Annotated in this window: 17 protein-coding genes; 8 read left to right on the top strand and 9 right to left on the bottom strand. The window is 38.4% G+C overall.

The features are described 5' to 3' along the window. Positions 1–134: 134 nt before the first annotated feature. Positions 135–596: a hypothetical protein gene (locus R3F25_09815; protein ID MEZ5497100.1), complete on the top strand. Its 462-nt coding sequence runs from the start codon at positions 135–137 to the stop codon at positions 594–596. Continuing rightward, positions 593–3664 (top strand): C25 family cysteine peptidase, encoded by a 3072-nt coding sequence (locus R3F25_09820; protein MEZ5497101.1) that lies wholly within the window; start codon positions 593–595, stop codon positions 3662–3664. Before R3F25_09815 ends, R3F25_09820 begins: the two co-directional genes overlap by 4 nt. Positions 3665–3742: 78 nt before the next feature. Here R3F25_09820 and R3F25_09825 read toward each other — a convergent pair whose 3' ends face one another. After that, positions 3743–4675 carry an FAD-binding protein gene (locus R3F25_09825; protein MEZ5497102.1) on the bottom strand — a complete coding sequence of 311 codons (933 nt, stop codon included), beginning with the start codon at positions 4673–4675 and terminating at the stop codon, positions 3743–3745. Then, entirely contained in the window at positions 4675–5424 is a 750-nt protein-coding gene (locus tag R3F25_09830) for an electron transfer flavoprotein subunit beta/FixA family protein (protein MEZ5497103.1), read from the bottom strand. The genes R3F25_09825 and R3F25_09830 overlap by 1 nt, the downstream gene beginning before the upstream one ends. Positions 5425–5643: 219 nt before the next feature. Here R3F25_09830 and R3F25_09835 point away from each other — a divergent pair, with 219 nt between their 5' ends. The 4 genes from R3F25_09835 (at position 5644) to R3F25_09850 (ending at position 11183) form a co-directional block, all read left to right on the top strand. Then, positions 5644–6447, top strand: coding sequence for an FHA domain-containing protein (locus tag R3F25_09835; protein ID MEZ5497104.1), 804 nt, complete (start codon positions 5644–5646; stop codon positions 6445–6447). 84 nt (positions 6448–6531) lie between these two features. Then, entirely contained in the window at positions 6532–8307 is a 1776-nt protein-coding gene (locus R3F25_09840; GenBank protein MEZ5497105.1) for an FAD-dependent oxidoreductase, read from the top strand. Next, on the top strand, positions 8308–10134 hold the full coding sequence (locus R3F25_09845; GenBank protein ID MEZ5497106.1) for a 2-oxoacid:acceptor oxidoreductase subunit alpha: 1827 nt from the start codon (positions 8308–8310) through the stop codon (positions 10132–10134). Beyond that, on the top strand, positions 10131–11183 hold the full coding sequence (locus R3F25_09850; GenBank protein ID MEZ5497107.1) for a 2-oxoacid:ferredoxin oxidoreductase subunit beta: 1053 nt from the start codon (positions 10131–10133) through the stop codon (positions 11181–11183). Before R3F25_09845 ends, R3F25_09850 begins: the two co-directional genes overlap by 4 nt. A gap of 12 nt (positions 11184–11195) precedes the next feature. Here the strand turns inward: R3F25_09850 and hflD are convergent, their stop codons facing one another. The 7 genes from hflD to R3F25_09885 form a co-directional block, all read right to left on the bottom strand. After that, positions 11196–11810, bottom strand: coding sequence for a high frequency lysogenization protein HflD (gene hflD / locus R3F25_09855; GenBank protein MEZ5497108.1), 615 nt, complete (start codon positions 11808–11810; stop codon positions 11196–11198). 1 nt (position 11811) lies between these two features. Further along, the gene (gene mnmA / locus R3F25_09860; protein ID MEZ5497109.1) at positions 11812–12939 is read right to left on the bottom strand and encodes a tRNA 2-thiouridine(34) synthase MnmA; all 1128 of its coding nucleotides are present in this window, start codon (positions 12937–12939) and stop codon (positions 11812–11814) included. Then, the gene (locus tag R3F25_09865; GenBank protein ID MEZ5497110.1) at positions 12939–13391 is read right to left on the bottom strand and encodes an NUDIX hydrolase; all 453 of its coding nucleotides are present in this window, start codon (positions 13389–13391) and stop codon (positions 12939–12941) included. The genes mnmA and R3F25_09865 overlap by 1 nt, the downstream gene beginning before the upstream one ends. A 110-nt stretch (positions 13392–13501) precedes the next feature. Beyond that, on the bottom strand, positions 13502–15436 hold the full coding sequence (locus R3F25_09870; GenBank protein ID MEZ5497111.1) for a choice-of-anchor X domain-containing protein: 1935 nt from the start codon (positions 15434–15436) through the stop codon (positions 13502–13504). 153 nt (positions 15437–15589) lie between these two features. Then, on the bottom strand, positions 15590–16267 hold the full coding sequence (locus tag R3F25_09875) for a nucleotidyltransferase family protein (GenBank protein MEZ5497112.1): 678 nt from the start codon (positions 16265–16267) through the stop codon (positions 15590–15592). Beyond that, the gene (locus tag R3F25_09880) at positions 16255–17244 is read right to left on the bottom strand and encodes a phosphotransferase (GenBank protein MEZ5497113.1); all 990 of its coding nucleotides are present in this window, start codon (positions 17242–17244) and stop codon (positions 16255–16257) included. Before R3F25_09880 ends, R3F25_09875 begins: the two co-directional genes overlap by 13 nt. Before the next feature lie 58 nt (positions 17245–17302). Continuing rightward, a complete protein-coding gene (locus R3F25_09885) occupies positions 17303–18664 on the bottom strand; it encodes an SLC13 family permease (protein MEZ5497114.1) in 1362 nt (453 codons plus the stop codon). Between the two features lie 60 nt (positions 18665–18724). On the opposite strand from R3F25_09885, the gene R3F25_09890 reads away from it, so the two are divergent. After that, positions 18725–19861 carry an IS30 family transposase gene (locus R3F25_09890; protein ID MEZ5497115.1) on the top strand — a complete coding sequence of 379 codons (1137 nt, stop codon included), beginning with the start codon at positions 18725–18727 and terminating at the stop codon, positions 19859–19861. A gap of 128 nt (positions 19862–19989) precedes the next feature. Beyond that, complete coding sequence (locus R3F25_09895) at positions 19990–22101, top strand: Ig-like domain-containing protein (protein MEZ5497116.1); 2112 nt, start codon at positions 19990–19992, stop codon at positions 22099–22101. Positions 22102–22107 lie beyond the last annotated feature (6 nt).

Genomic DNA, 22107 nt, shown 5'->3' on the forward strand with positions numbered 1-22107 from the left:
CTGGAATAATTGCAAATGAGAATGATTTTGATGTAAGATTTCTGCATAAGTGCGATTTTTTCATGCAGTAGTTGTTTTGCATGGGGATTCTGTAATAAAAAAATTGGATAGGTAAAATAATTTTTTCAAATAAAATGGTAAAATCAAAACTACTTTTTGGGGCTCTGGTAGTTGGATTGTCTTCAAACTGTTACGCGTTGCTAACTGATTCTCCACCAGACCCGACCTGGTCAAATATTGATAATGGGGGAAGTCCTCTATGGATTCCATATACTTTTGCTGGAAGCGCAGCAAGAGATCCAGAAGGTGGGAGTTCTAATGATTTAACATATGGATCGGCTAGTTTTTCAGCAGATAGTGATATTTCATCCGGCTGGACTAGTGGAGATACTTTGGCTTTTTGTAATCCCGTTGATGCTGTACCTGGTTCATTGGCGGGTCAATGTGGTGATAAACCATCGTCATATTATTACTATTGGAATAACTCAACTTCAGGATACGAAGCTGATGATATTCTTTATATGCGTATGAGGGTAAATGCTGATCCGAGGTTTTCAAATGACTATGGTTTTAATAACTCTCACTGGATTTTTTGATTGATACAGATAGTGATGGTTTCAAGGAAGTTTGGCTTGATCTCAATGGGAATGCATTATCTGGAGCTGGATCACCGAGTGCTTTAAGAATTTTGTATGAGAACAATGCTTCTCATACTACGACTAACGATAATGGAGCTGGAAACTCAGGAGATATTTGTGACTTAGGGAATCAATCAAATTCAACTACTGACGGTTCAGGAACGGTTGTAAATCAATTTACAGCTTGCTCAGCAGCTGGATTTAGTGCAGCTTCAGGAGGCTCTGATTATTGCAATGATGGAACTGATGAATACTCACATTCGAGAGTAGTATTTGTGGGAGATACTGTTATTAATGGTGGTGATGGAACTGGTGAATATTTTATAGATATTCAGGTTCCAGTTTCAGCAATTACTGATAATACTGGTTGTTATACTAAGCCTAAAAAATATACTTCTACGGAAATATTGTCACAAGGCACTCCAATTGTCTTAGATCCTACAGTTATTAGTTTTTGGTATTCAACTAGTGACTCTGAAACAAATCCTCTCCAAAAAGATTATATTGGTAATGGTTTTGGTGATGAGGTTCCAACTCCGATTACATTAAAATCATTTGAAGCGACTCAATTGGGAAATAATGTGAAGTTTTCCTGGCAAACATTAACTGAAGTTAGCAATGCCGGTTTTAATATATATGCGAAAACTGAGTTCGGTTTGGAAAAAGTGAATTCAGAATTGATTTACTCAAAAGCAGTTAGTTCAATGGATGTGATTAACTATGAATTTATTGCTCCTTCGAGTGTTGGTGATTCGTTTGTCATTGAAGAGGTATCTATAGAAGGTAAATCTCAAAAGTTTGGAACTTATGAGTTGAACAAAACCTATGGAAATAAAGGTGAACTGACTCAGATAAACTGGCAACACATTCAGCAAGAGCATAAAATTCAACAGACTGTAACAGAAGGCAGAAATGCTTCTCGTGTCAGTGACACTTTAAACTCATTCAATTTTTCTGATGGACAAATAATCGCGAATGTTGAAGTGACAGAGTCCGGCATTCAAAAAATTAGTGATACGGACTTATTGAATTTAGGCATTGATCTGGCTGGGCTTGATAAAACCAGATTATCAATTTCAGATAATTATAGCAAGCCATTGGCTTTGGTTGTCGAATCTCCGAATGAAATGAATGCCGATGTTCTGTTCTCAGCAGATTTCGATCCTGACTTGTTTGAAAGAGGTGACTCTATTCTTTTTGTTGCTAATATTGAAGAAACTTTATATTCCAATACCGGACATTATCAGTTAAGTATCGGTGAGACTAAACTGGCATTAAAAGATAATTCGAGCATTGGTAATGAATTTCCTGAATACTACATGGCTGACGCTATTGCTGATGAGAATTTGTTGTACTCAGTATCTGCGACAACAGGAGATCCTTGGTATAAAGCTCGTTTATTAACATCTGAGAATAATTCGAATAGCTGGAACTTTAATATCTCGATTGATAATTTGTATGCAGGCTCGGTTGATTCTACCCTGAATTTGAATGCTTGGGGTGGTACAATGTATGCCAATAACCCTGATCATCATTTAATGATGGAGTTAAACGGTAATTCATTGTTAGATGTTCGTTTTGATGGTTTACAGGTCTTAGATGAAAATTCTGAGATAAATTCAACTCATTTATTTAATGGTGATAATACCGTTAGAATCACCCTTCCGGGTGATAATGGAGTCAGATATGACTTGGTTAATCTTGAGTCTTTGAAGCTGTCTTACCCAAGAAATTTCGTTGCAGTAAATGATAATCTGAGGTTTACTTCTCAGGGTAGTGAACAATATCAAATTCAAGGTTTTGATAATGACCAAATTTATGCATTCAGAAGCACTGAAGATAAGTTATTCCGTTTAAGAGCTGTTGTTGAACCAAGTTTGACTACCGGCTATAACGTGAAAGTTCCGGGTGATTTTAACTCCTCTGTATATTATGTTGCCTCTGAAAGCGCAGTCAACAGACCACTGTTATCACTGCATATCGCTAATGAATTGCCTACAGTCGATAATGATTTATTGGTGATTTACCATGCGGACTTCTATGATGGAATTCAACCATTGGTTCAAGCAAGAACGCAACAAGGATTAAGTGTTGTACAAGTTGATGTTCAGGATATTTATGATAACTTAAGTATGGGAGCGATGGATGCTTATGCAATAAAAGCATTTATTGAAAACCAAATTACTCAATTTGGTACAAAATATGTATTATTAGTTGGTGGAGATACTTATGATTATAAAAACTACAGTGGCAATAATCCTGTAAGCTTTATTCCATCAATTTATCAACATACTTCTGATATTATCAGACATGTGCCATTGGATTCACAATTTGCGGACACTAACGGCGACAGAGTTCCGGACGCGGCAATTGGTCGATTGCCGGTTCGTACAGTTTCTGAATTAGATATTGTTGTTAATAAGATTCTGAACTTCCCATCGGTTAATGTAGCCAATGATTTGGTATTGGCCGCGGATAAAGGTTTTATTGCAGTTTCCGATCAGTTTGTCAATGACGTTTCAGGGACTTGGGATGCAGAGACAATTTATCTGGATCAATTATCAATTGAAGATGCTCAGTCGAGTTTAATTAGCAGTATTAATGAAGGCAAAAAACTGGTGAGTTATTTTGGACACTCCGGTTCATCAGCATGGAGTTTCTCAGGTTTGCTTGACAGCAATGATGTTTCGTCATTAGCAAATGTTGGCAAACCATCGACAGTTATGCAATGGGGATGTTGGAATAACTATTACGTTCATCCAAGTTATAACACAATGTCTCATTCATTCCTGTCGACAGAAGACGTGGGTGCTGCGGCTGTTTTAGGTTCCGTAACTTTAACTTACTCGAACACTCAGAAAGAATTGATGAAACATCTGTCAGGTTATGTTGCTAAGCCAAATATGTTGATTGGTGATGTTATGCAAAGAGCAAAACAAGCCGTAAATGACAGCAGACCTGAGTTTACTGATGTGATTGTGGGTTGGATATTGCTTGGCGATCCAACAATGCCTTTCAATCAATAAGAAAATCTAGATTTTATTTAGATATCAAAAAAGCCGCAATTAAGCGGCTTTTTTGATGCTTTCGAATTAATAAAAGTCTTACAATTTTTCAGTTAACTCAGGAATAATCGTAAATAAATCACCAACCAAGCCAATATCAGCCACTTCAAAAATAGGAGCGTCAGCATCTTTGTTAATTGCAACGATTGTTCCGGCATCTTTGATTCCGGTTAAATGCTGAATAGCGCCGCTAATACCGAATGCCATATAAAGATCTGGTGAAATAATCTTACCCGTTTGACCAACCTGCATATCATTAGGAACATAACCGGCATCGACTGCGGCTCTGGAAGCACCTGTTGCTGCGTTCATTTTATCAGCCAAAGCATAGACGATTTCAAAGTTTTCTTTACTTCCGACACCTCGACCACCGGAAATAACCTTCGTAGCTGTTTGCAAATCAGGTCTTTCGCTATTTCCAGATTGAAGAGATACATAAGAAGAGTCCGGCTGCGATTGTATATTAGTATGGGTCTCAATCGAAGCAGAACCACTGGTCATATCAACGGCTTTGAATGACGCTGCGCGAATAGTTGCAACAATTTGATTGTGTTCTGATTTGACGGTAATCACAGCATTACCGGCATAGATTGGACGCTTAAATGTTTTAGCATCAATCACTTCCATAATATCACTGATTTGATTCTGACCGAGTAGTGCGGCCACACAAGGCATTACATCTTTTCCATGTGTTGTCGATGGTCCGAATATATGTGTGTAATCCTTTGCAAGTTCAGCAATTTTAGCAGAAATGCCTGTCGCCAATTTCCAGTTTTGATTTTCTGTTTGAACTGCATGAACGCAATTCACCCCTGAAATTTTGGTAGCTTCATTTGAAATTCCAGAAATATCATCAGCAAAAACAACTAAATCAATACTGCCTGAAATTTGTTCAGCCGCAGCAACTGCTTTAGCTGTAGCTTGATTAATGGTTTTTCCATCGTGTTGTGCAAGAATAAGTATTTTGTTCATTATGCCAGCCCCTTTTCTTTTAGTAATGCAACCAGTTCATCGACTGATTCAACCATAATTCCTTTGCTTCTGGGTTGAGGACTCTCAAATTTTTCGATTGTGATTTCTTTATCTGAGAAATCTCCCAAAGTGTCCGCAAGATTCAATGTGTCCAATGGTTTTTTCTTTGCTTTCATAATGTCAGGGAGTTTAACAAAGCGAGGTTCATTTAATCTTAAATCGGTTGAAATGACTGCCGGAAGTTTGATTTCAATGGTTTCTAAGCCTTCATCAACTTCTCTGGTAGCAAGAGCTTTTTCACCATTAATTTCCAGTTTGGAAACAAATGTCGCCTGAGGTCTTTTCCATAAAGTTGCTAGCATTTGTGGAGTTTGATTGTTATCGTCATCAATAGCTTGTTTGCCCATAATAACTAAACCGGGTTGTTCAGATTGAACGACATTTAACAAACTGGTTGCTGCTTTTAAAGACTGGATTTCACCATCTGATTCGATTAGGATGGCACGGTCAGCGCCCATTGCTAATGCAGTTCTCAATTGTTGCTGAGCTTGAGAATCTCCAATGGTCACAACGACAACCTCATCTGCTTTGCCTGCTTCCTTTATTCTTAAGGCTTCTTCAATTGCTATTTCATCAAATGGGTTAATACTCATCTTAACACCATCTGTAGCAACTCCTGAACCATCAGGTTTGACTTGTACACGTACGTTGTAATCAACAACACGTTTAATCGCTACTAAAATCTTCATAAACTATTTCTCGAAATATTAGGATTTTTATATAAATCGGATACTGAGTGAATCCGGGTGAAATGATAAAAATCACCGATAATTCAGCCAGTATGTTTGAAGCGTGGCATTATATCATTTAGAGCGAGTAATGGCACTAAATATAATAATTTAGCTTTAAGTCCGAGAGCTTATTTTGATATAATTATGCCAAATGAATTAAATATTCGGGACAGAGTTATGAAATTGGTATTTCCTCATAAAGAACATAAAGATTTTGAGTTAATTGGGAGAGAATTTACTATCGGTAGTTCAGAAGATGCTGATATACAGGTAGATGCGGTGGGTGTGAGTCCGATTCATGCCAGAATAGTGAATGACGATGGAGTTTTTTCAGTAAATGTTGATAATCCTGCTTGCATGGTATCGGTCAATGGAAAGTTGGTTAAAGATACTAAAGAAGTCAGGGAAGGTGACTTAATGATTGTGGCGCAGGTTCATTGTCGTTTGGAAGCACAACAAAAACAGACTGAGGACGATAACCGCACCCGAATTAGAATGGCGCTACCTAAATTCGTAATCAGAGGTGTTTCCGGCGTTTATTTTGGGAAAACATTTCCTTTGCGTGGGAAAACAAGCATAGGTAGACACTCTGATAATGATATCTTTGTCAATGTTGACGGAATTTCCAGAAAACATGCGGTTATTTCTGTAACTGCTAATGGTTTGGAAATTGAAGACTTAGGTTCATCAAATGGCACGTATGTAAATGGCGAAAAAGTGACAAAAGCTGAAATCAAAGTCGGTGATGAAATCAAATTGGATAATATCCGGTTTTTAATCCAATCACCGGAGATGAAAGCACCGGAAGCTCCTCAAAAACAATCAGCAAAACCTTCATTAAACAGAGGTAATGTTTCAGTGAACCAAGAGGGTACAACAAAATCCAATGCAGGAAAATGGATAATCACAATTTTTGTATTACTTGGTGCAGCAGCCGGAGCAGCATGGTATTTAGGCTATCTCGATAAATTTTTAGCATAAAAAAACAGAAAATTAATTCAATGGATTGAGAAGAATAACAAAGCTAAACTGTAAAAAATACATAAACAATTGATAGAAAAGTGAATGAAAGAAACCAATGTCAAAGACGTTAACTACTTTCACAAAGTAGTTGATTGTCAATATGCATGTCCGGCACATACTCCTGTCCCGGAGTATATCCGCCTCATAAGTGCAAGAAGATTTGATGATGCTTACATGATTAACTGGGAATCAAATGTTTTCCCGGGAATTCTTGGCAGAGTTTGTGATCGACCTTGTGAACCGGCATGCCGAAGGGGAAGAGTTGAAAAAGAAGCTGTTGCAATTTGTCGTCTGAAGAGAGTTGCAGCAGATTATAAGCAAGATATTCAATCACGTTTACCTGAAATTCCTCAAAATAAAAATGGCAAGAAAATTGCTTTGATTGGTGGCGGTCCTGCATCTTTAACTGTAGCCAGAGATTTAATGCCTCTTGGATATGATATTGATTTGTATGATGAACAACATAAAGCCGGTGGTTTTATGCGAAGTCAGATTCCTTCGTTCAGACTTCCAGAGCAAGTATTAGATGAAGAGTTGGGATATGTACTCGATATGGGTGTAATGACTCACTTTAATCATCGTGTTGATAGCATGAAAGAGATGCTAGCCAAAGATTATGATGCAATTTTCGTTGGTACCGGTGCTCCTCGTGGCAGAGACTTGCCAAAATTGGAGGGCAGGGCGGAAGCAGATGCTAATATTCATATCGGTATAGACTGGTTGGCAAACGTCTCATTTCAACACACAACCTCAATCGGCAAGAAAGTCTTGGTGCTCGGTGGAGGAAATACAGCGATGGATTGTTGTCGAACGGCATTGAGATTGGGCGGTGAAGATGTACGGATAGTGGTTCGTAGTCCGAAAGCAGATATGAAAGCCTCTCCCTGGGAAATCGAAGATGCTGAAAAAGAAGGAGTGCCAATGTATGAAAACCATACTCCTAAAGCATTTGTTTGTGAAAATGGGAAACTGGTTGGAATGCTGTTTGAGTTGGTTAAAGCAGTTTATGATGAAACTGGTAAACGCTCATTAGTACCAACCGGCGAAGATGACGTTTTTATGGAATGTGACGATGTGTTAATGGCTTTGGGTCAGCTCAATGCATTTCCATGGATTGAACGTGATTTGGGCATTGAATTCAATGATTGGGATATGCCGGAAGTTGATAAAACGACCTTTCAAACCAGCCTGTCTAATATTTTTGTCGGTGGTGATGCGGCCTGGGGACCTGAAAATATCATTACCGCAGTAGCACACGGACACCAGGCGGCAATTTCTATTGATAAGTATTGCAATCAGTTGGATACCAGAACCAGACCTGAACCCGGTACAACTTTAATCAGTCAAAAAATGGGATTTCATGACTGGCTTTATAATGCTTCAATTGCAGATGATTTGCGTTATGTAGTTGAGCATGTCGATAAAGATAAAGCTCTATCCAGTTTAAAAATTGAAGTGGAAAAAGGCTTTACTTTAGAACAAGGCTTGAAAGAGACTCAAAGATGTTTGAATTGTGATGTACAAACGGTTTTTGAAGAAGACCGATGTATCGAGTGTGACTCCTGTGAGGATATTTGCCCGACTAGTTGTATCAACTTCATAGAGAATGATGACGAACCGCAACTGAGAGAAAAGCTAAAAATTCCGGCTAGAAATCTTGAGCAGGATTTGATGGTTTCTGCTGAACTCAAGACAGGACGAGTGATGGTAAAAGACGAAAATGTCTGTTTACATTGTGGATTATGCGCCGAAAGATGCCCGACCGGAGCATGGGATATGCGTAAATTTTTATACAAAGAAGCAAAGGCAGGTGGTTAAATGAAGAAAATTTCCGCAACGAATGATTTCGTAATACTCTTTGCAAATATAAATGGTTCCGGTTCAGCTTCGGCGAATAATTTATTTGCTAAAGCTGTTTTTCGCCTTGGTATTCCGGTTTCAGCAAAAAATATTTTTCCTTCAAATATTCAGGGACTGCCTACATGGTTTGAAGTTCGTGTCAGCGAAAAAGGCTATCTTGGACGCAGAGCTGGTTATGACTTTGTGGTTGCAATCAACGGTCAGACCTTGGTTAAAGATTATAATGAACTGGAAAGTGGTGGTTACTTTTTTTATGACTCATCAAAACCGCTACCTTCAAATTTATCTCGTGATGATATTACAGAGATTGGAGTTCCGTTAACTGAGATATGCAATAATAATTATCAAGACCCCAGACTCAGACAAATTTTTAAAAACATTATTTATGTCGGTGCATTGGCATATTTGTTTGATATGGACTTTAGTGTTTTTGAAGAGTCTATCAAAACTCAATTTGCTAAAAAACAAAAGTTAATTGAACCTAATATCAATGCTTTGAAGTTAGGCTATGATTACGCCAAAGAACATTATCAAAGTGTGTGTGATTTGAGAATCCATCGTCGTGATTTGGTTGGTGATCAAATTATGATTGACGGTAATAGTGCATTGGCATTGGGAGCATTATATGCCGGTGTAACGATTGTTGGATGGTATCCAATTACACCTTCGACATCTGTTATTGAGGCTTTTGAAAAATATTGCCATAAATTTCGTATTGATGAAAAGACCGGGAAGAATAAATTCGCAATTATTCAAGCAGAAGATGAATTGGCTGCGATTGGAATTGTCATTGGCGCATCATGGAATGGAGCGAGAGCATTTACGGCAACATCAGGTCCGGGTTTGTCATTAATGAGCGAATTCTTAGGTTTGGCTTATTTTTCTGAAGTGCCTGTTTTTCTGGCAGATATTCAGCGCTCAGGACCGAGCACAGGAATGCCGACCAGGACTCAACAGTCTGATATTATTTCTGCTGCTTACGCTTCCCACGGTGATACTAAAAACGTGTTATTAATTCCATCAACCCCAACTGAATGTTTTGAAATGGCAGGAATTGGTTTGAACTTGGCAGAACGATTACAAACTCCGGTGATTATGCTAAGCGATTTGGATTTGGGCATGAATGTCCATATGACAGATAAAATAACTTGGGATGATTCACAGGTATATGACCGGGGCAAAGTTCTGAATTATGATGATTTGGAAAACATGAAAGAGCGATGGGGACGCTATTTGGATGTCGATGGCGATGGTATTCCATACCGTACTATTCCAGGGACTCATCCGATGAAAGGTTCTTATTTTACTCGTGGTTCATCCCATGATGAATATGCTGTTTATACTGAAGATGGAACTGTCTATGCTCGTGGAATGGAGCGTTTACTAATCAAGTGGGAAACGGCAAAAAAATTAGTTCCAAAGGCTGAAATAATTGAACATGGTAATGATATGGGAATTATCTATTACGGCACCAGTTCTTTTGCAGTAAATGAGGCAGATGATTTGTTGAAGCAACAAGATTGTCAATTGGATGAAATGCGGATTAAATCTTTTCCGTTTGGTGAAGAAGTTGAAAAATTCGTAAAATCCCATTCTACAATATTTGTTGTTGAGCAGAATCGTGATGCGCAAATGAAATCATTATTGGTCAATGAACTACAAGTTGCTCCGACAAAATTCATCTCAGTATTAAATATTGACGGGATGCCGATAACCGCCCAATATATTGCAGAAGAAATACTGGCAAAACTTAAAAACAAAGATAGTCTAAAGGTGGTTCAATGAGTTATTTGAAATCGAATTTCAGACATCCTGATTCGGAGGTCAATGAACTGGGATACACCATGCGTAATTACGAAGGTGTTATTTCAACTTTGTGCGCCGGATGCGGGCATGACTCTATTAGTGCAGCAATTGCTCGTTCCTATTTCGAGATGAATATCGAGCCCCATAAAATTGCAAAAACTTCAGGGATTGGATGTTCTTCTAAAACACCTGCTTATTATCTTGGTAAGGCTCACGGCTTTAATTCAGTCCATGGAAGAATGCCGTCAATTACTACCGGAGCTAATATGGCAAATAGAAATTTGCAATATATTGGAGTTTCCGGTGATGGCGATACCGCATCCATCGGTATGGGGCAATTCGCACATGTGGTTCGCAGAAATCTGAATATGATTTATATCGTCATGAACAATGGTTGTTATGGTTTAACCAAAGGGCAGGATTCTGCTACCGCAGATGTGGGTTCAAAAACAAAAAAAGGAGTTGCTAACCAGTTTTCTTCCATTGATTTATGCCAACTGGCTCTACAACTGGGAGCAGGGTACGTTGCCAGAGGATTTTCTGGAGATAAAAAACAACTGATTCCACTGATCAAAGGAGCTATTGAACATAATGGATTTGCTTTTATTGATGTCATTTCTCCATGCGTGACGTTTAATAACACACCGCAATCGACTAAAGGTTATGAATATGTTCGTGATCACTTAGAAGCGACGGGAACAATTGATTTTGTACCACCGCGTCAGGAATTAAAAATCATTCACCCTGAAGGAACAAGCAAAGAAGTGACACTTCATGATGGCAGCCGACTCATTTTGCAAAAGAATGAAAACGATTACAATCTGGGAACTAAAAGAGAAGCAATGAATGCTATTGAAGCTATACGTGAAGAGAATAAAATTCTCACCGGTTTGATATATCTGAACGAAAATACAACGGATACTCACGAAATGATTCATAGTGTGGATGAATCGTTAAATTCATTAACTAAAGAAGATTTGTGTCCGGGGTCTGCGGTTCTTGATGCTTTGAATGAGGGTTTGAGATAGAAAAGTGGTAGTTTAAATACTACCTCTTTTAAGTTTTTCAGCTTCTTCAATCAAGGCTTTGCGTTTGAACAATAGCTGCCATTGAGTTCCGCCCATTTGTGACCATAAAACAGCAGAACGAATTCCTGCTAGAAGTATAGCTCTGATTTTTTCAGTAATTACAGTTTGTTTGAGGTGTTCCGGTTTTCCGTTGAGAATAATTCTTGGTTGCAACAGACTGATCGTTGAACTGTAAATATTTGCCAGTTTTGTTAGTACCGGTATTGAAAAAGGGTCTTCTTGAGTTTGTAGTGTTCTGGACTCATTGAGTCCTTTGCTGATAGCGTTGAGATACTCGCTGTGCTTGTTGAGTTTCCTTTCTAATGTTATGAGAGTCAATGTATAACGTAAAACGGTCAAATAATCACTATCACGATTAAAAGCATAAGTTAATGTTCTTAGCCCGGTTGTCAAATTGTTTAAATCATTCGAGTAGATTTCACTAATGTCATCACAATCAATAACATACAGGCTGTTCAGACTCGCTTCAAAACCATTCAAGTCTCTTACTTTTCCCGTTGATGCCAGTTCGTTGGCAAAATAGGCTGCCTGGCAAATTCCTGCTAATGCTATGGTTTTATTTCTCATACTATTTTTTTGACTTCCAAAACTCACATTTCTCATTGAGTGTATCTGTGTACTGAATTATACCACCACCTAGGCAAACTTCACCATCATAAAACACAACCGATTGTCCGGGAGTGACAGCTCTTTGTGGTGTATCAAAGGTTACTTTAATTGTGTCAGAACCTACTTTTTCAAGAGTACAAGATTGATCCGATTGACGATAACGTGTTTTGGCTTTGCATTTGAGAGGAAAAGTTGGTTCTTCTCCGGAAATCCAATTTAATTTATCGGCAACAAGTTCACTTGAAAGTAGTAACGGATTATCACCGGATTGAACAGCAATTAAGCTGTTTTCATGATGGTTTTTTGCAGCAACAAACCAAGGTAGTTGAGGAGCATCTTTGACGCCACCAATGCCTAAACCTTGTCTTTGTCCAATGGTGTAATACATGAGACCATCGTGTTTGCCAATCACTCTGTTGTTTTCATCAATGATATTTCCGGGGTTGTGCTTGAGATAATGAGAAAGAAAATTTTGAAAGTTTTTCTCGCCGATAAAACAAATTCCCACAGAGTCTTTTTTGTCATGAACAATTAAATCAAGTGATTGAGCAACATCCCGAACCACTGATTTTTCAATTTTACCCAAAGGAAAAATAGAGTAGGCGAGTTGTTCCTGGGTGATTGTGTAAAGAAAATAACTTTGGTCTTTATTTTGATCTTTTCCTTTCAATAATCGGTATTTCCCATCATGAAAATCTTTATCGACATAATGACCGGTCGCCATGAAATTGGCACCTAAGTCCTGAGCGCTTTCCAGAAAGGTTTTAAACTTGATTTCCTTGTTACATAAAATGTCTGGGTTGGGAGTGCGACCAATACGATATTCTTGCAGGAAATCTTCAAAAACATTGTCCCAATATTCTGAGGCGAAGTTCCTCAGATGTAGTTTAACGCCAAGTTTATCTGCAACTGACTGTGCATCCTTTACATCATCATCAGCACTGCATGTTTCTAATGTGTCGTCTTCTTCCCAATTTTTCATAAACATGCCTTCAACATCATACCCTTGCTGTTGAAGCAATGCGACACTAACGGAAGAATCAACTCCGCCTGACATACCCACAATTATTTTTTCTTTTGATGTCATCAATCGTAATAACTAAAAAAATCCAAATCATATTTTTTACCTTTCAGGTAATGATCAATATGATGTAAAACCAGAGGACTTCTGAGCCTGTGAGAGTTTTCTTCCACCTCGTCACGAGTGAGCCATAAACTGCGGATGATTCCTTCATCCAATTCCTGATTAGGAAAGTGTTCTAATGGTTTCCCCGCAAAGCAGGCACGTAAGAAGTGTGTATCACTGTTAGGTGAAGTCCATTGAGAAAATTCTACCAGATGCGTAATTTCAACTTTCCAGGCACTTTCTTCCAAAGTTTCTCTGATAGCCGCTTCAACCAAAGTTTCACCTTTATCAAGATGTCCGGCTGGTTGATTTAGTAGTTTTTGTCCATGCAAACTTTCTTCAACCATGAGAAACTTGTTGTCTTTTTCGACAATTGTAGCGACGGTTACATGAGGAATCCAAATGTCTTTCATTCAGCAAAATGCCTTATTGGTTACAGGCGGTGAATTATAACAGGTTAAAATTGATTTACAAAAAAAGGGCTTTCGATTGAAAGCCCTTGGTACTAAAAAGATGATGATTCTTATCTTTTTGCGTAAGAGCTCATGGTTGAGTTTCTGCTGCTGTCAGCAGTTTGAGCCGGATCACGCATATCACTGGAATGACACCAACCAGTTTTGTGACCTTTGTTATTGCCACCACTTAATTGACCACGAGATTTTTCAATCACACCATCTTCAGGATCGCTAAGGAAAACATCTGTGCCCATGCTGCAATAATCATATCTCCACCATTTGGTCTCAAATGAAGTGGTATAATAGTGAACCTCATTTCTTGCCCAAGTTGGAATGCCGCTGAGCCATGATGATGCACCTGAAGTTGTTAAGTTCGAGTTTGTTCCACAACCTACACCAAACACATCACCAAGTGCTGCCAGGTTGCCTGCTAAAGGAGTTCCTTGATATGGAGTTCCAACTGATTGAATCATGCGACTTCCTGTTGAATAATCCAAACCACTCCAGTAATAAGTGTATAAGTGCAAACTGGCTGCACCACCTTGAGAGTGAGCCACTATACCAAATGAACTGAATTGTGCACCAAAATCTCTGATTCTTTGAGCAAAAGCATCATGAGAACGATTTTGGTTTAAATCATAAAAAACGGCTGAATTTGAAAACTGAGATTGTCTCGGTCCCCACACATCGCTCGAACAATAGCCATGAACCAATAACAATTTGCCACCGGCTTTGGTATTGCTTTTCATAACAGGACGTTGTCCCATCAGCATTTCTTCAGTGATTTGTCCGTTGAATGATTTTGTTGCAGATTTTGGCAATGTAGCCACCTTCATTTCCATGGAGTCAGAACTGACTAATGGAATGAAATGATTGGCATCTTCAATTCTCAGATTTCTTAACTCAAAAGAACCTTGAGCTTTTGCCATAGCCAACCAACGCCCATCTAATTCCACGTTCAATTGGTCTTTTACAACAGTTGTGATTGTACTCACCCAAGAAACAGGTGTCATAACCCCTTTATCGTTGTTACCCCACACTTCAGCGATAATTCTGTAACGATTATCCAATGATTTAGAGTTGTTTTGTACATTCAAACTGATGTTTAAGCGATTGTCATTGATAGTGAATGCAGAAGCTTTGGTTGCGTTTAATGCAATTGATTGTTCAATAACAGGAACATAATGTTCGGTTGTACGGAAAAATGGTGAGCCATCAGGGTTCGTTCCCATTGCTTTGATTTGAACATTATAATCACCGGCTAACTCTGCTTTGAAATCACCGCCAAATAAACCATCATTCGCATTCAAATCACCATGAAGTCCGTCATCAAACATTTCATAAGTCGATTTCAAACCATTTGGATGTGTGACAACCATAGTCGCTGAAGAGATAGGCTTAAAGTCTTTTAAGGCTTCGATGGTATCTTCATTGGTTGTGCTTTGTGTTACAAAGTGAATATTGTGACCTTTGATTTGATCCAGATTCGTTTTGTATGAGTTCAGTTTGTATTTGCTTTCACTGGAAAGTAAAACATAACCGTCAAATTGTTCCGGCTCTCCAATAGTACGAATGCGAAGATTCCAATGACCCTTATTTACGTTTTGAAAATCGTATTTATCCGCCGGATAGTTATTTCTATCCATTCCGTATTTGTTAAATGATCTGTCTCGGGCAATATCTTCTGCAACATGTACTTGTTTTGTAACAGGGTCAACAAGTTCAATTTGCCAGTTTTTCGAACCGTTTGAGAAAACCAGTAATTCAAAGTTGGAATCATCAACCGCAAGTTGTGAGTCCCAATACCAGTTTCCTGATTTGGTTTCAGTCAAACTAACAGGTATTAAAGCAGTTTTTGAAGTGATGGCTGTCTGTTCAGGTTGAACCGGACGCATCAAATCAAATTCTTCAGGTGGTCCTGCAAGTTGTTTGTTGTACAGGTTATTAGCGTTCGCTAATGATGCAATTGCCAGCGACAAAGCCGGTAATAATTTTAATTTCATTTATGCTCCTCTCTTTTGATTTTTTATGGAAGTTTGGGAGGTGACATAATTTGTTAGTATAATTGATGTGTTTTTGTCTCCCCCAAAACGCATGAAAAAATATCACACTATTGAATAAAATTCAAACGAATGTTTTAAATTGAGGTTGCTTTTTTAGTTTTTTTTACATTTGCTATTGATTTCTAATAGTCTTTCTATCTTTCCAATATCATCCCATTGACCTTCATATAGCTCGCCGGTAACTTCTGAATTCTGCATTTTTTGCTTAAGAATAGGAGTAATTGAAAATGTTCCGGCTTGCAAATTTTTTAATAATTCAGGTGTATAAATTCCAATGCCGCTGTATGTATATTTATTTGATGACGCAGATATGTGATTGAGTGATTCATCATCATTGATAGAAAAATCACCGCTAGAATTATGTGGAGGATTGTTGACAAGGATGAGATGAGCGAGAGAATTTAAGTCCTTATTTAATAGTTTTTCGAATGGAAAATCAGTCTTGATGTCGCCGTTTACGACCAAAAATGGTTCTTCATTTAATAATGGCAGAGCTTTAAGAATTCCACCTCCTGTTTCCAAGGGTTCTTCACCCTCGTAGGAATATCTAATTTTGACTCCGTAGTTTTCGCCACTACCCAGTTTTTGCATAATTTGTTGAGCCAACCAACTGACATTTATAACAATGTCGGTAATTCCGGCATGCTTGAGGTTTTCGATATGATGCTCAATAAGTGATTTGCCACAAACTTCAAGTAATGGCTTGGGTTTGACCAAAGTGAGAGGTCTCATTCTTTCACCTTTACCTGCAGCGAGAATTATTGCTCGCATATAGTTTCTATGCTTGGAGAAATATTGTTAATCAATTGCAAGAATTGTTCAAGCTCAGGATAAACATTACAAACTGACTTCACATAGCAAAGAGTCCGGTTAATGTCCTTAAGGTATTGGGGTTTGTTATCACGATAATTGAGGCGGCAAAAGATTCCGATTGCCTTAAGATGTCTTTGAATACCCATGAGGTCAAACCATCTTCTCCATTGATCTTCGGAAATATCTGTCTGATTCGATTCGTTATAAATATTGCGGAATTTATCAGCAGTCTCATAAACCCATTGAGGGTTCCATGAAATATAACAATCTCTAAGCAGGGAAACCAAATCATAAGTAACGGGACCAATCACAGCATCCTGAAAGTCGATAATGCCGGGGTTGTTCTCTTTGGTTTTCATTAAATTGCGACTATGATAATCTCGATGAACAAATGTCTGAGGTTGCTCCAGAGCATTTTTTGTCAATAATTCATAACATTCATTTAATGTATGGCTCTGTTCATCGGTTAGTTCAACATCAAGGTGACGACCAATAAACCAATCGTGAAATAGGCTCAATTCAAATTTTAATAGCTCATCATCATAGCAGGGCAGGTCATTGGTAGAAGTGCTCGCCTGTATTTTATGTAATGAGATGATGGCATCAGAGTACAAAGATTCAAAATTTTCATCATCCAATTTAGAAAGGTATTGAACAGTTCCCAAATCGGATAGTAGTAAAAAACCATCCTCAAGATTCTTCGCTAAAACTTTTGGGACGTTGACTCCGCTTTTTTCCAGTAGTTTTGCAACCTTGATAAATGGTTTACAATCTTCGTGCTCAACCGGAGCATCCATGACTATATAGGTTTGAGATTTTGAAAAGACTCTCCAGTAACTTCTAAAGCTGGCATCACTGGATGCCGGTTTTATGTAACATTCACTGTCAGATAATACGTTTTGAGTCCAAGCCAGTAATTCCAGCTTCCTATCCATATATATTTAAAAGATGAAAAATCCAATATTACTTTTGTAAAAATATATTTTCAAGCAACTATTGAGTTATTGAAAAATATACAGTCAAAATCAAGGCACCAATAAGGTTTAGTCCAATACCTGTTTTTATCATTTCTTTTATTGGGACTTTGCCACTACTGAAAATAATTGCATTGGGAGCTGTGGCAACAGGCATCATAAAAGCGAAGCTGGCACTAATAGTTGCAGGAAGCATCAATATAATCGGATTGACATTAATAGCCTCTGCTGTTGAAAGCAAAATAGGCATCAATACTGCGGTTGTTGCAGTGTTGCTAGTAATCTCGGTTAGGAAGGAAACCGAAATACATATTATTCCCACGATTAACCAAATCGGATAATCATTTAAAAAGGTTAGCTTACTTGCAATTAAATGGCTCAGACCTGTTTCTTGAAATGCTGTTGCAATCGTTATTCCACCGGCAAATAACAAAAGTATTCCCCAAGGGATTTTATTCACAGCTTCCCAGTCCATTATTTTCTGGCCTTTATCATCACCGAGTGTGAATAACACAACAACTGCCAACAAGGCGACTGATGCATCATTGGCCGTAGGAAAGTTGAATAACTCTCTCCAACCTCCAAATGGTTCAACTCGTGTCATCCATAAGATCGCTGTGATTAAGAATAAGATAAGAATTTTCTTTTGAGAAGATGTGATGCTCAACTTCTTTAAATCATAATCAATAGCTTTATTACTGATAAATAACCGCAGATACAGATAAGTCACAGGTAAAATTATAAAGAGAACCGGAGCAACTTGTTTCATCCAGTTAATAAATCCAATATCCGGTTGTCCGGAGTTTTGGAGTGTTTGAATTAAAATTAAATTTGGTGGTGTCCCAATAGGAGTTGCTATTCCTCCAATGCTTGCTGAGTAGGCTATGCCTAATAATAAAATTGTTGAAAACTTTTTGCAGGAATTATTTTCAACAATAGCTAAAGCAATTGGTAATAGCATTAGTGTTGTTGCTGTATTTGAAATCCACATACTCAGTAATGCCGCAGTAAGCATAAAACTTAACAATAATCTTGTTTGAGATTGTGTACCGATAAATCCGATGACTTTATTGGCAATATAACGATGGGTATGAGTTTGTGACATTGCGGTAGAAAGCATAAACCCACCAAGTAATAAAAGGATTAGCGGACTTCCGTATGATTGTGCGACTTGTTTGCTTGAAAGAATTCCAAACAAGGGAAATGTTGCCAATGGTATTAAGGAACTGACAGGGATTGGAAGTTTTTCAGTCACCCACAACATTGCAGTTATAAGTGTAATAAATAACGTGTGAGACTGTATATTTGAAAGCTCTGATGTATAGATTATGAGTGCTAATATAAGGGTGAAAAAAATTATCAACAGGTTATTCTTTTGCATTGCTTCCTCAACTGGTCATTGCAACATTATGTATTAAACTATATATTTTGGAGCAAGATAATGGCAGGTAAAGTATTAACAACAAATCAAAAAGAAATCATCTGGAACTATTGGAAACAAGGAATAGCAATGATTGATATAAGCAGGATACTAAACATCCGAACTTATAGTGTCAAATCTCTTTTGTTTTATCATGGTGGAATCAAGCCATACAACAGAAAGAGAAATACTAATCATTTATCCATTTCTGAACGTGAAGAAATATCACGAGGGCTCGTCAACGGACTAGGTATTCGTGAACTTGCAAGAAATCTGAATCGTTCGCCATCAACCATTTGCAGAGAGATCAAACGTAATGGTGGTACGGCAAGATACAGAGCTGTTAAAGCTGATAAAATGGCTTACAGGAGAGCAAGACGCCCAAAAGAATACTTATTTCTCAAGTATAATGAGCTTCGGGAGCTGATAAAAACAAAGCTGAAAGACTACTGGTCACCACAGCAAATATCAGCATGGTTAAAATTGACATACCCTGATAACCCAAAGATGCAAGTATCACATGAAACAATATACAAAAGTCTTTATATTCAAAGCAGAGGGCTGTTTCGCAAAGAGATGAAGTCCTATCTCAGAAGCAGGCGAAAAACTCGCAGGGCAAAAAATCACAAAGGTGGTTTAAGAGGACAAATTCCGGATATGGTATCAATTTCCCAAAGACCTACTGAAGTTGAAGACAGAGCGATACCGGGACACTGGGAGGGAGATTTGATTCAAGGTGGCAATAACAGTTTTATTGCAACAATCGTTGAAAGACAAACCCGATTTGTAGTTCTTGCCAAGGTCACAGGTAAAGAAACGGAAACGGTTGTTAAAGCGATATCGAAGCAAATGATGAAGTTTCCAAGGTTATTAAGGAAAAGTCTAACTTGGGACAGGGGTTCAGAACTGAAAGCACACAAGAAGTTTAGTATGGCAACCGACATGGATGTGTATTTTTGTGATCCTCACAGCCCTTGGCAAAGAGGTTCAAATGAAAATACAAACAGATTGCTGAGAGACTTTTTTCCAAAGAAAACTGACTTGGGAGGTTATACACAAAAGCAATTAAACGATGTTGCTTCTCGTTTAAACAACAGACCCAGAGAAACCTTGGATTTTCTTTCACCAGCAGTTAAAATGAATGAACTGTTGCAATGACCAGTTGAGGAAGCAATGGCAAAAATCATATTATATGTTCCTTAAATAACTAAAATTTAACATTAATGCTTGTAATTATACCCAAGAAAAAATTATGATAGTGAGTGTTTTAATCAGGGGACCTTAGAATGCGTCTAAAATATTTAATTATTACAATTATTTCAATTGTGGTTTTACAGGCTTGTAGCAGTTCATCAAATGCTCCAAGAGCTGTAGAAACAGGACCTGCCACTAATCCCGGCGGAGATCCGGTAACAGCAGTGATTACTGCAATTTTTAATCCTTCCGGTGGCGAATTACCATTTCCTACAAATTTAGTATTAAGTGGTACTACCGATTTAACATTAAATGTTCCTGTTGCAGATCCAACGGATTACAGTGATCCCGCAGTAGCATTGAATGCCTTGGATGGATTTTCAACAGTTGCGCCTTGGGCAGCTTCATTCTCAGCGAATGTAGCACCGGCATCAGTAACACCAGGACAAAGTGTCAGAGTTTTTCAAGTGTCTTTAACAGGCCCCGGTGGCGGAGTGACTGGTATTGTTGCAGAATTACAGGCAGGAGTTGATTTCGTTGCTGCGGCGAGTGGAACCAGCGTCGCGATTGTTCCTCTTAAAGCTTTGAAACAGAGCAGCAGTTACATGGCTGTGATTACAAATGGGATAACAGATAATAATGGAAATATCGCAACTCCTGATCAGACATACTTTATTGCAAAAAGAACCAGTCCTTTAGTTGATGCTAATGGAAACAGTACAGACCCTTTACTTCCTACTGCGTCAGCTCAAGCTTTGGAGCCATTGAGACAGCTAGTTAATTCACAAGAATACGCTGCTTCTTCAATGGGAATCAATCCTGATGACATTGTTGTATCATGGGTTATGACAACTCAATCTATTACTCCTGTGTTGCAAGCTGCTTATGCAGTGAGTGGTCCTGGAGCAAGTATGTTGTTTAATTCAGGATTGAATACCAGCGCAATCGGTGGAGCGGGTATTGCAGATATTTATGTAGGTATTCAAAGCAGTCCATATTATTTGTCTGCTCCTTCAGCTGAAAATCCAACAGCTCCATTAAACAGTTTCTGGAAAGCAGCACCGGGCGCTTATGTTCCGCCATTCAATCAATTTGGACTGGATCCAACTTCAACACATCTAACTTTGGCTAATCCTTATCCAGTGGCTACCGGTGTTGAAACCTATCCGGTTATCATGACAGTACCAAATGCAAATAGTGGGCATACTAAACCTGAATCCGGTTGGCCGATTGTGATATTTCAACATGGAATTACTCGTAACAGAACAGATATGTTGGCAATTGCAGATACAATGGCTTCAGTTGGATATGCAGTCATAGCTCAAGATTTGGCATTACATGGAGTTACTGATACAACTAATCCGTTTTATGTAGGTGGAGATAATCCACTTGCAGCATTAGCAAGGGAAAGAACCTTTGATTTGGATTTTGTAGATAATGCAACAGGAACAGCTGGTTCTGATGGCATAATAGATGGTTCAGCAACTCACTTTATTAATCTGGCAAACTTGTTGGTATCTCGTGACAATGTCAGACAAGGTGTAGCTGATTTGTTTACATTGACTGACACCATTCCATTTATGGATTACACAGGTGATGGTTTACCTGATTTTGATGGTTCAAGAGTTGCATTTGTTTCACAATCATTAGGTTCGATAACAGGAACGATGTATCTTGCCTTAGAAGAAAACGTAACTACCGGTGTGCTTTCAGTTGGTGGTGGCGGAATTGCCAAGTTACTGGATGGTTCTCCGGCATTTGGTCCAAGAATCAGAGCAGGGCTTCAGGCTGCGGGCTTAACTCCGGGAACAGCATTATATGAGCAATTTATGACAATCACTCAAACAGTTATTGATGCAGGTGATCCAATTAATTATGCGCCGTTAACTGCAGCCAATAATAATATTTTATTCCACGAGGTTTTAGGAGACCAAGTGATTACAAACACTGTGCCGGGAGCACCGCTTTCAGGTACTGAGCCAATCATTGCAGCAATGGGATTGCCGGCAATTTCATCAACAACAGCTAATCCTGAAGGGTTAGATGGAGTTGTGAGATTTACAGCAGGTGACCATGGTAGTTTGTTAGACCCGACAGCCTCATTTGCAGCAACGGTTGAAATGCAATCTCAAATGGCAAGCATGGTTGTTACAGCAGGTACAACAGTTGTAGTTACTGATACATCTGTGGTTCAAGGTCAATAATGAGGA

This window comes from Gammaproteobacteria bacterium, assembly GCA_041395445.1.
In the GTDB taxonomy this organism is placed as follows: domain Bacteria; phylum Pseudomonadota; class Gammaproteobacteria; order Xanthomonadales; family Marinicellaceae; genus NORP309.

Coding starts and splice junctions, on each gene's coding strand:
- R3F25_09875 (MEZ5497112.1), bottom strand. CDS start 16,267: ATGCGAGCAATAATTCTCGCTGCAGGTAAAGGTGAAAGAATGAGACCT.
- R3F25_09835 (MEZ5497104.1), top strand. CDS start 5,644: ATGAAATTGGTATTTCCTCATAAAGAACATAAAGATTTTGAGTTAATT.
- R3F25_09880 (MEZ5497113.1), bottom strand. CDS start 17,244: ATGGATAGGAAGCTGGAATTACTGGCTTGGACTCAAAACGTATTATCT.
- R3F25_09870 (MEZ5497111.1), bottom strand. CDS start 15,436: ATGAAATTAAAATTATTACCGGCTTTGTCGCTGGCAATTGCATCATTA.
- R3F25_09815 (MEZ5497100.1), top strand. CDS start 135: ATGGTAAAATCAAAACTACTTTTTGGGGCTCTGGTAGTTGGATTGTCT.
- R3F25_09890 (MEZ5497115.1), top strand. CDS start 18,725: ATGGCAGGTAAAGTATTAACAACAAATCAAAAAGAAATCATCTGGAAC.
- mnmA (MEZ5497109.1), bottom strand. CDS start 12,939: ATGACATCAAAAGAAAAAATAATTGTGGGTATGTCAGGCGGAGTTGAT.
- R3F25_09885 (MEZ5497114.1), bottom strand. CDS start 18,664: ATGCAAAAGAATAACCTGTTGATAATTTTTTTCACCCTTATATTAGCA.
- R3F25_09865 (MEZ5497110.1), bottom strand. CDS start 13,391: ATGAAAGACATTTGGATTCCTCATGTAACCGTCGCTACAATTGTCGAA.
- R3F25_09895 (MEZ5497116.1), top strand. CDS start 19,990: ATGCGTCTAAAATATTTAATTATTACAATTATTTCAATTGTGGTTTTA.
- hflD (MEZ5497108.1), bottom strand. CDS start 11,810: ATGAGAAATAAAACCATAGCATTAGCAGGAATTTGCCAGGCAGCCTAT.
- R3F25_09840 (MEZ5497105.1), top strand. CDS start 6,532: ATGAAAGAAACCAATGTCAAAGACGTTAACTACTTTCACAAAGTAGTT.
- R3F25_09830 (MEZ5497103.1), bottom strand. CDS start 5,424: ATGAAGATTTTAGTAGCGATTAAACGTGTTGTTGATTACAACGTACGT.
- R3F25_09845 (MEZ5497106.1), top strand. CDS start 8,308: ATGAAGAAAATTTCCGCAACGAATGATTTCGTAATACTCTTTGCAAAT.
- R3F25_09850 (MEZ5497107.1), top strand. CDS start 10,131: ATGAGTTATTTGAAATCGAATTTCAGACATCCTGATTCGGAGGTCAAT.
- R3F25_09825 (MEZ5497102.1), bottom strand. CDS start 4,675: ATGAACAAAATACTTATTCTTGCACAACACGATGGAAAAACCATTAAT.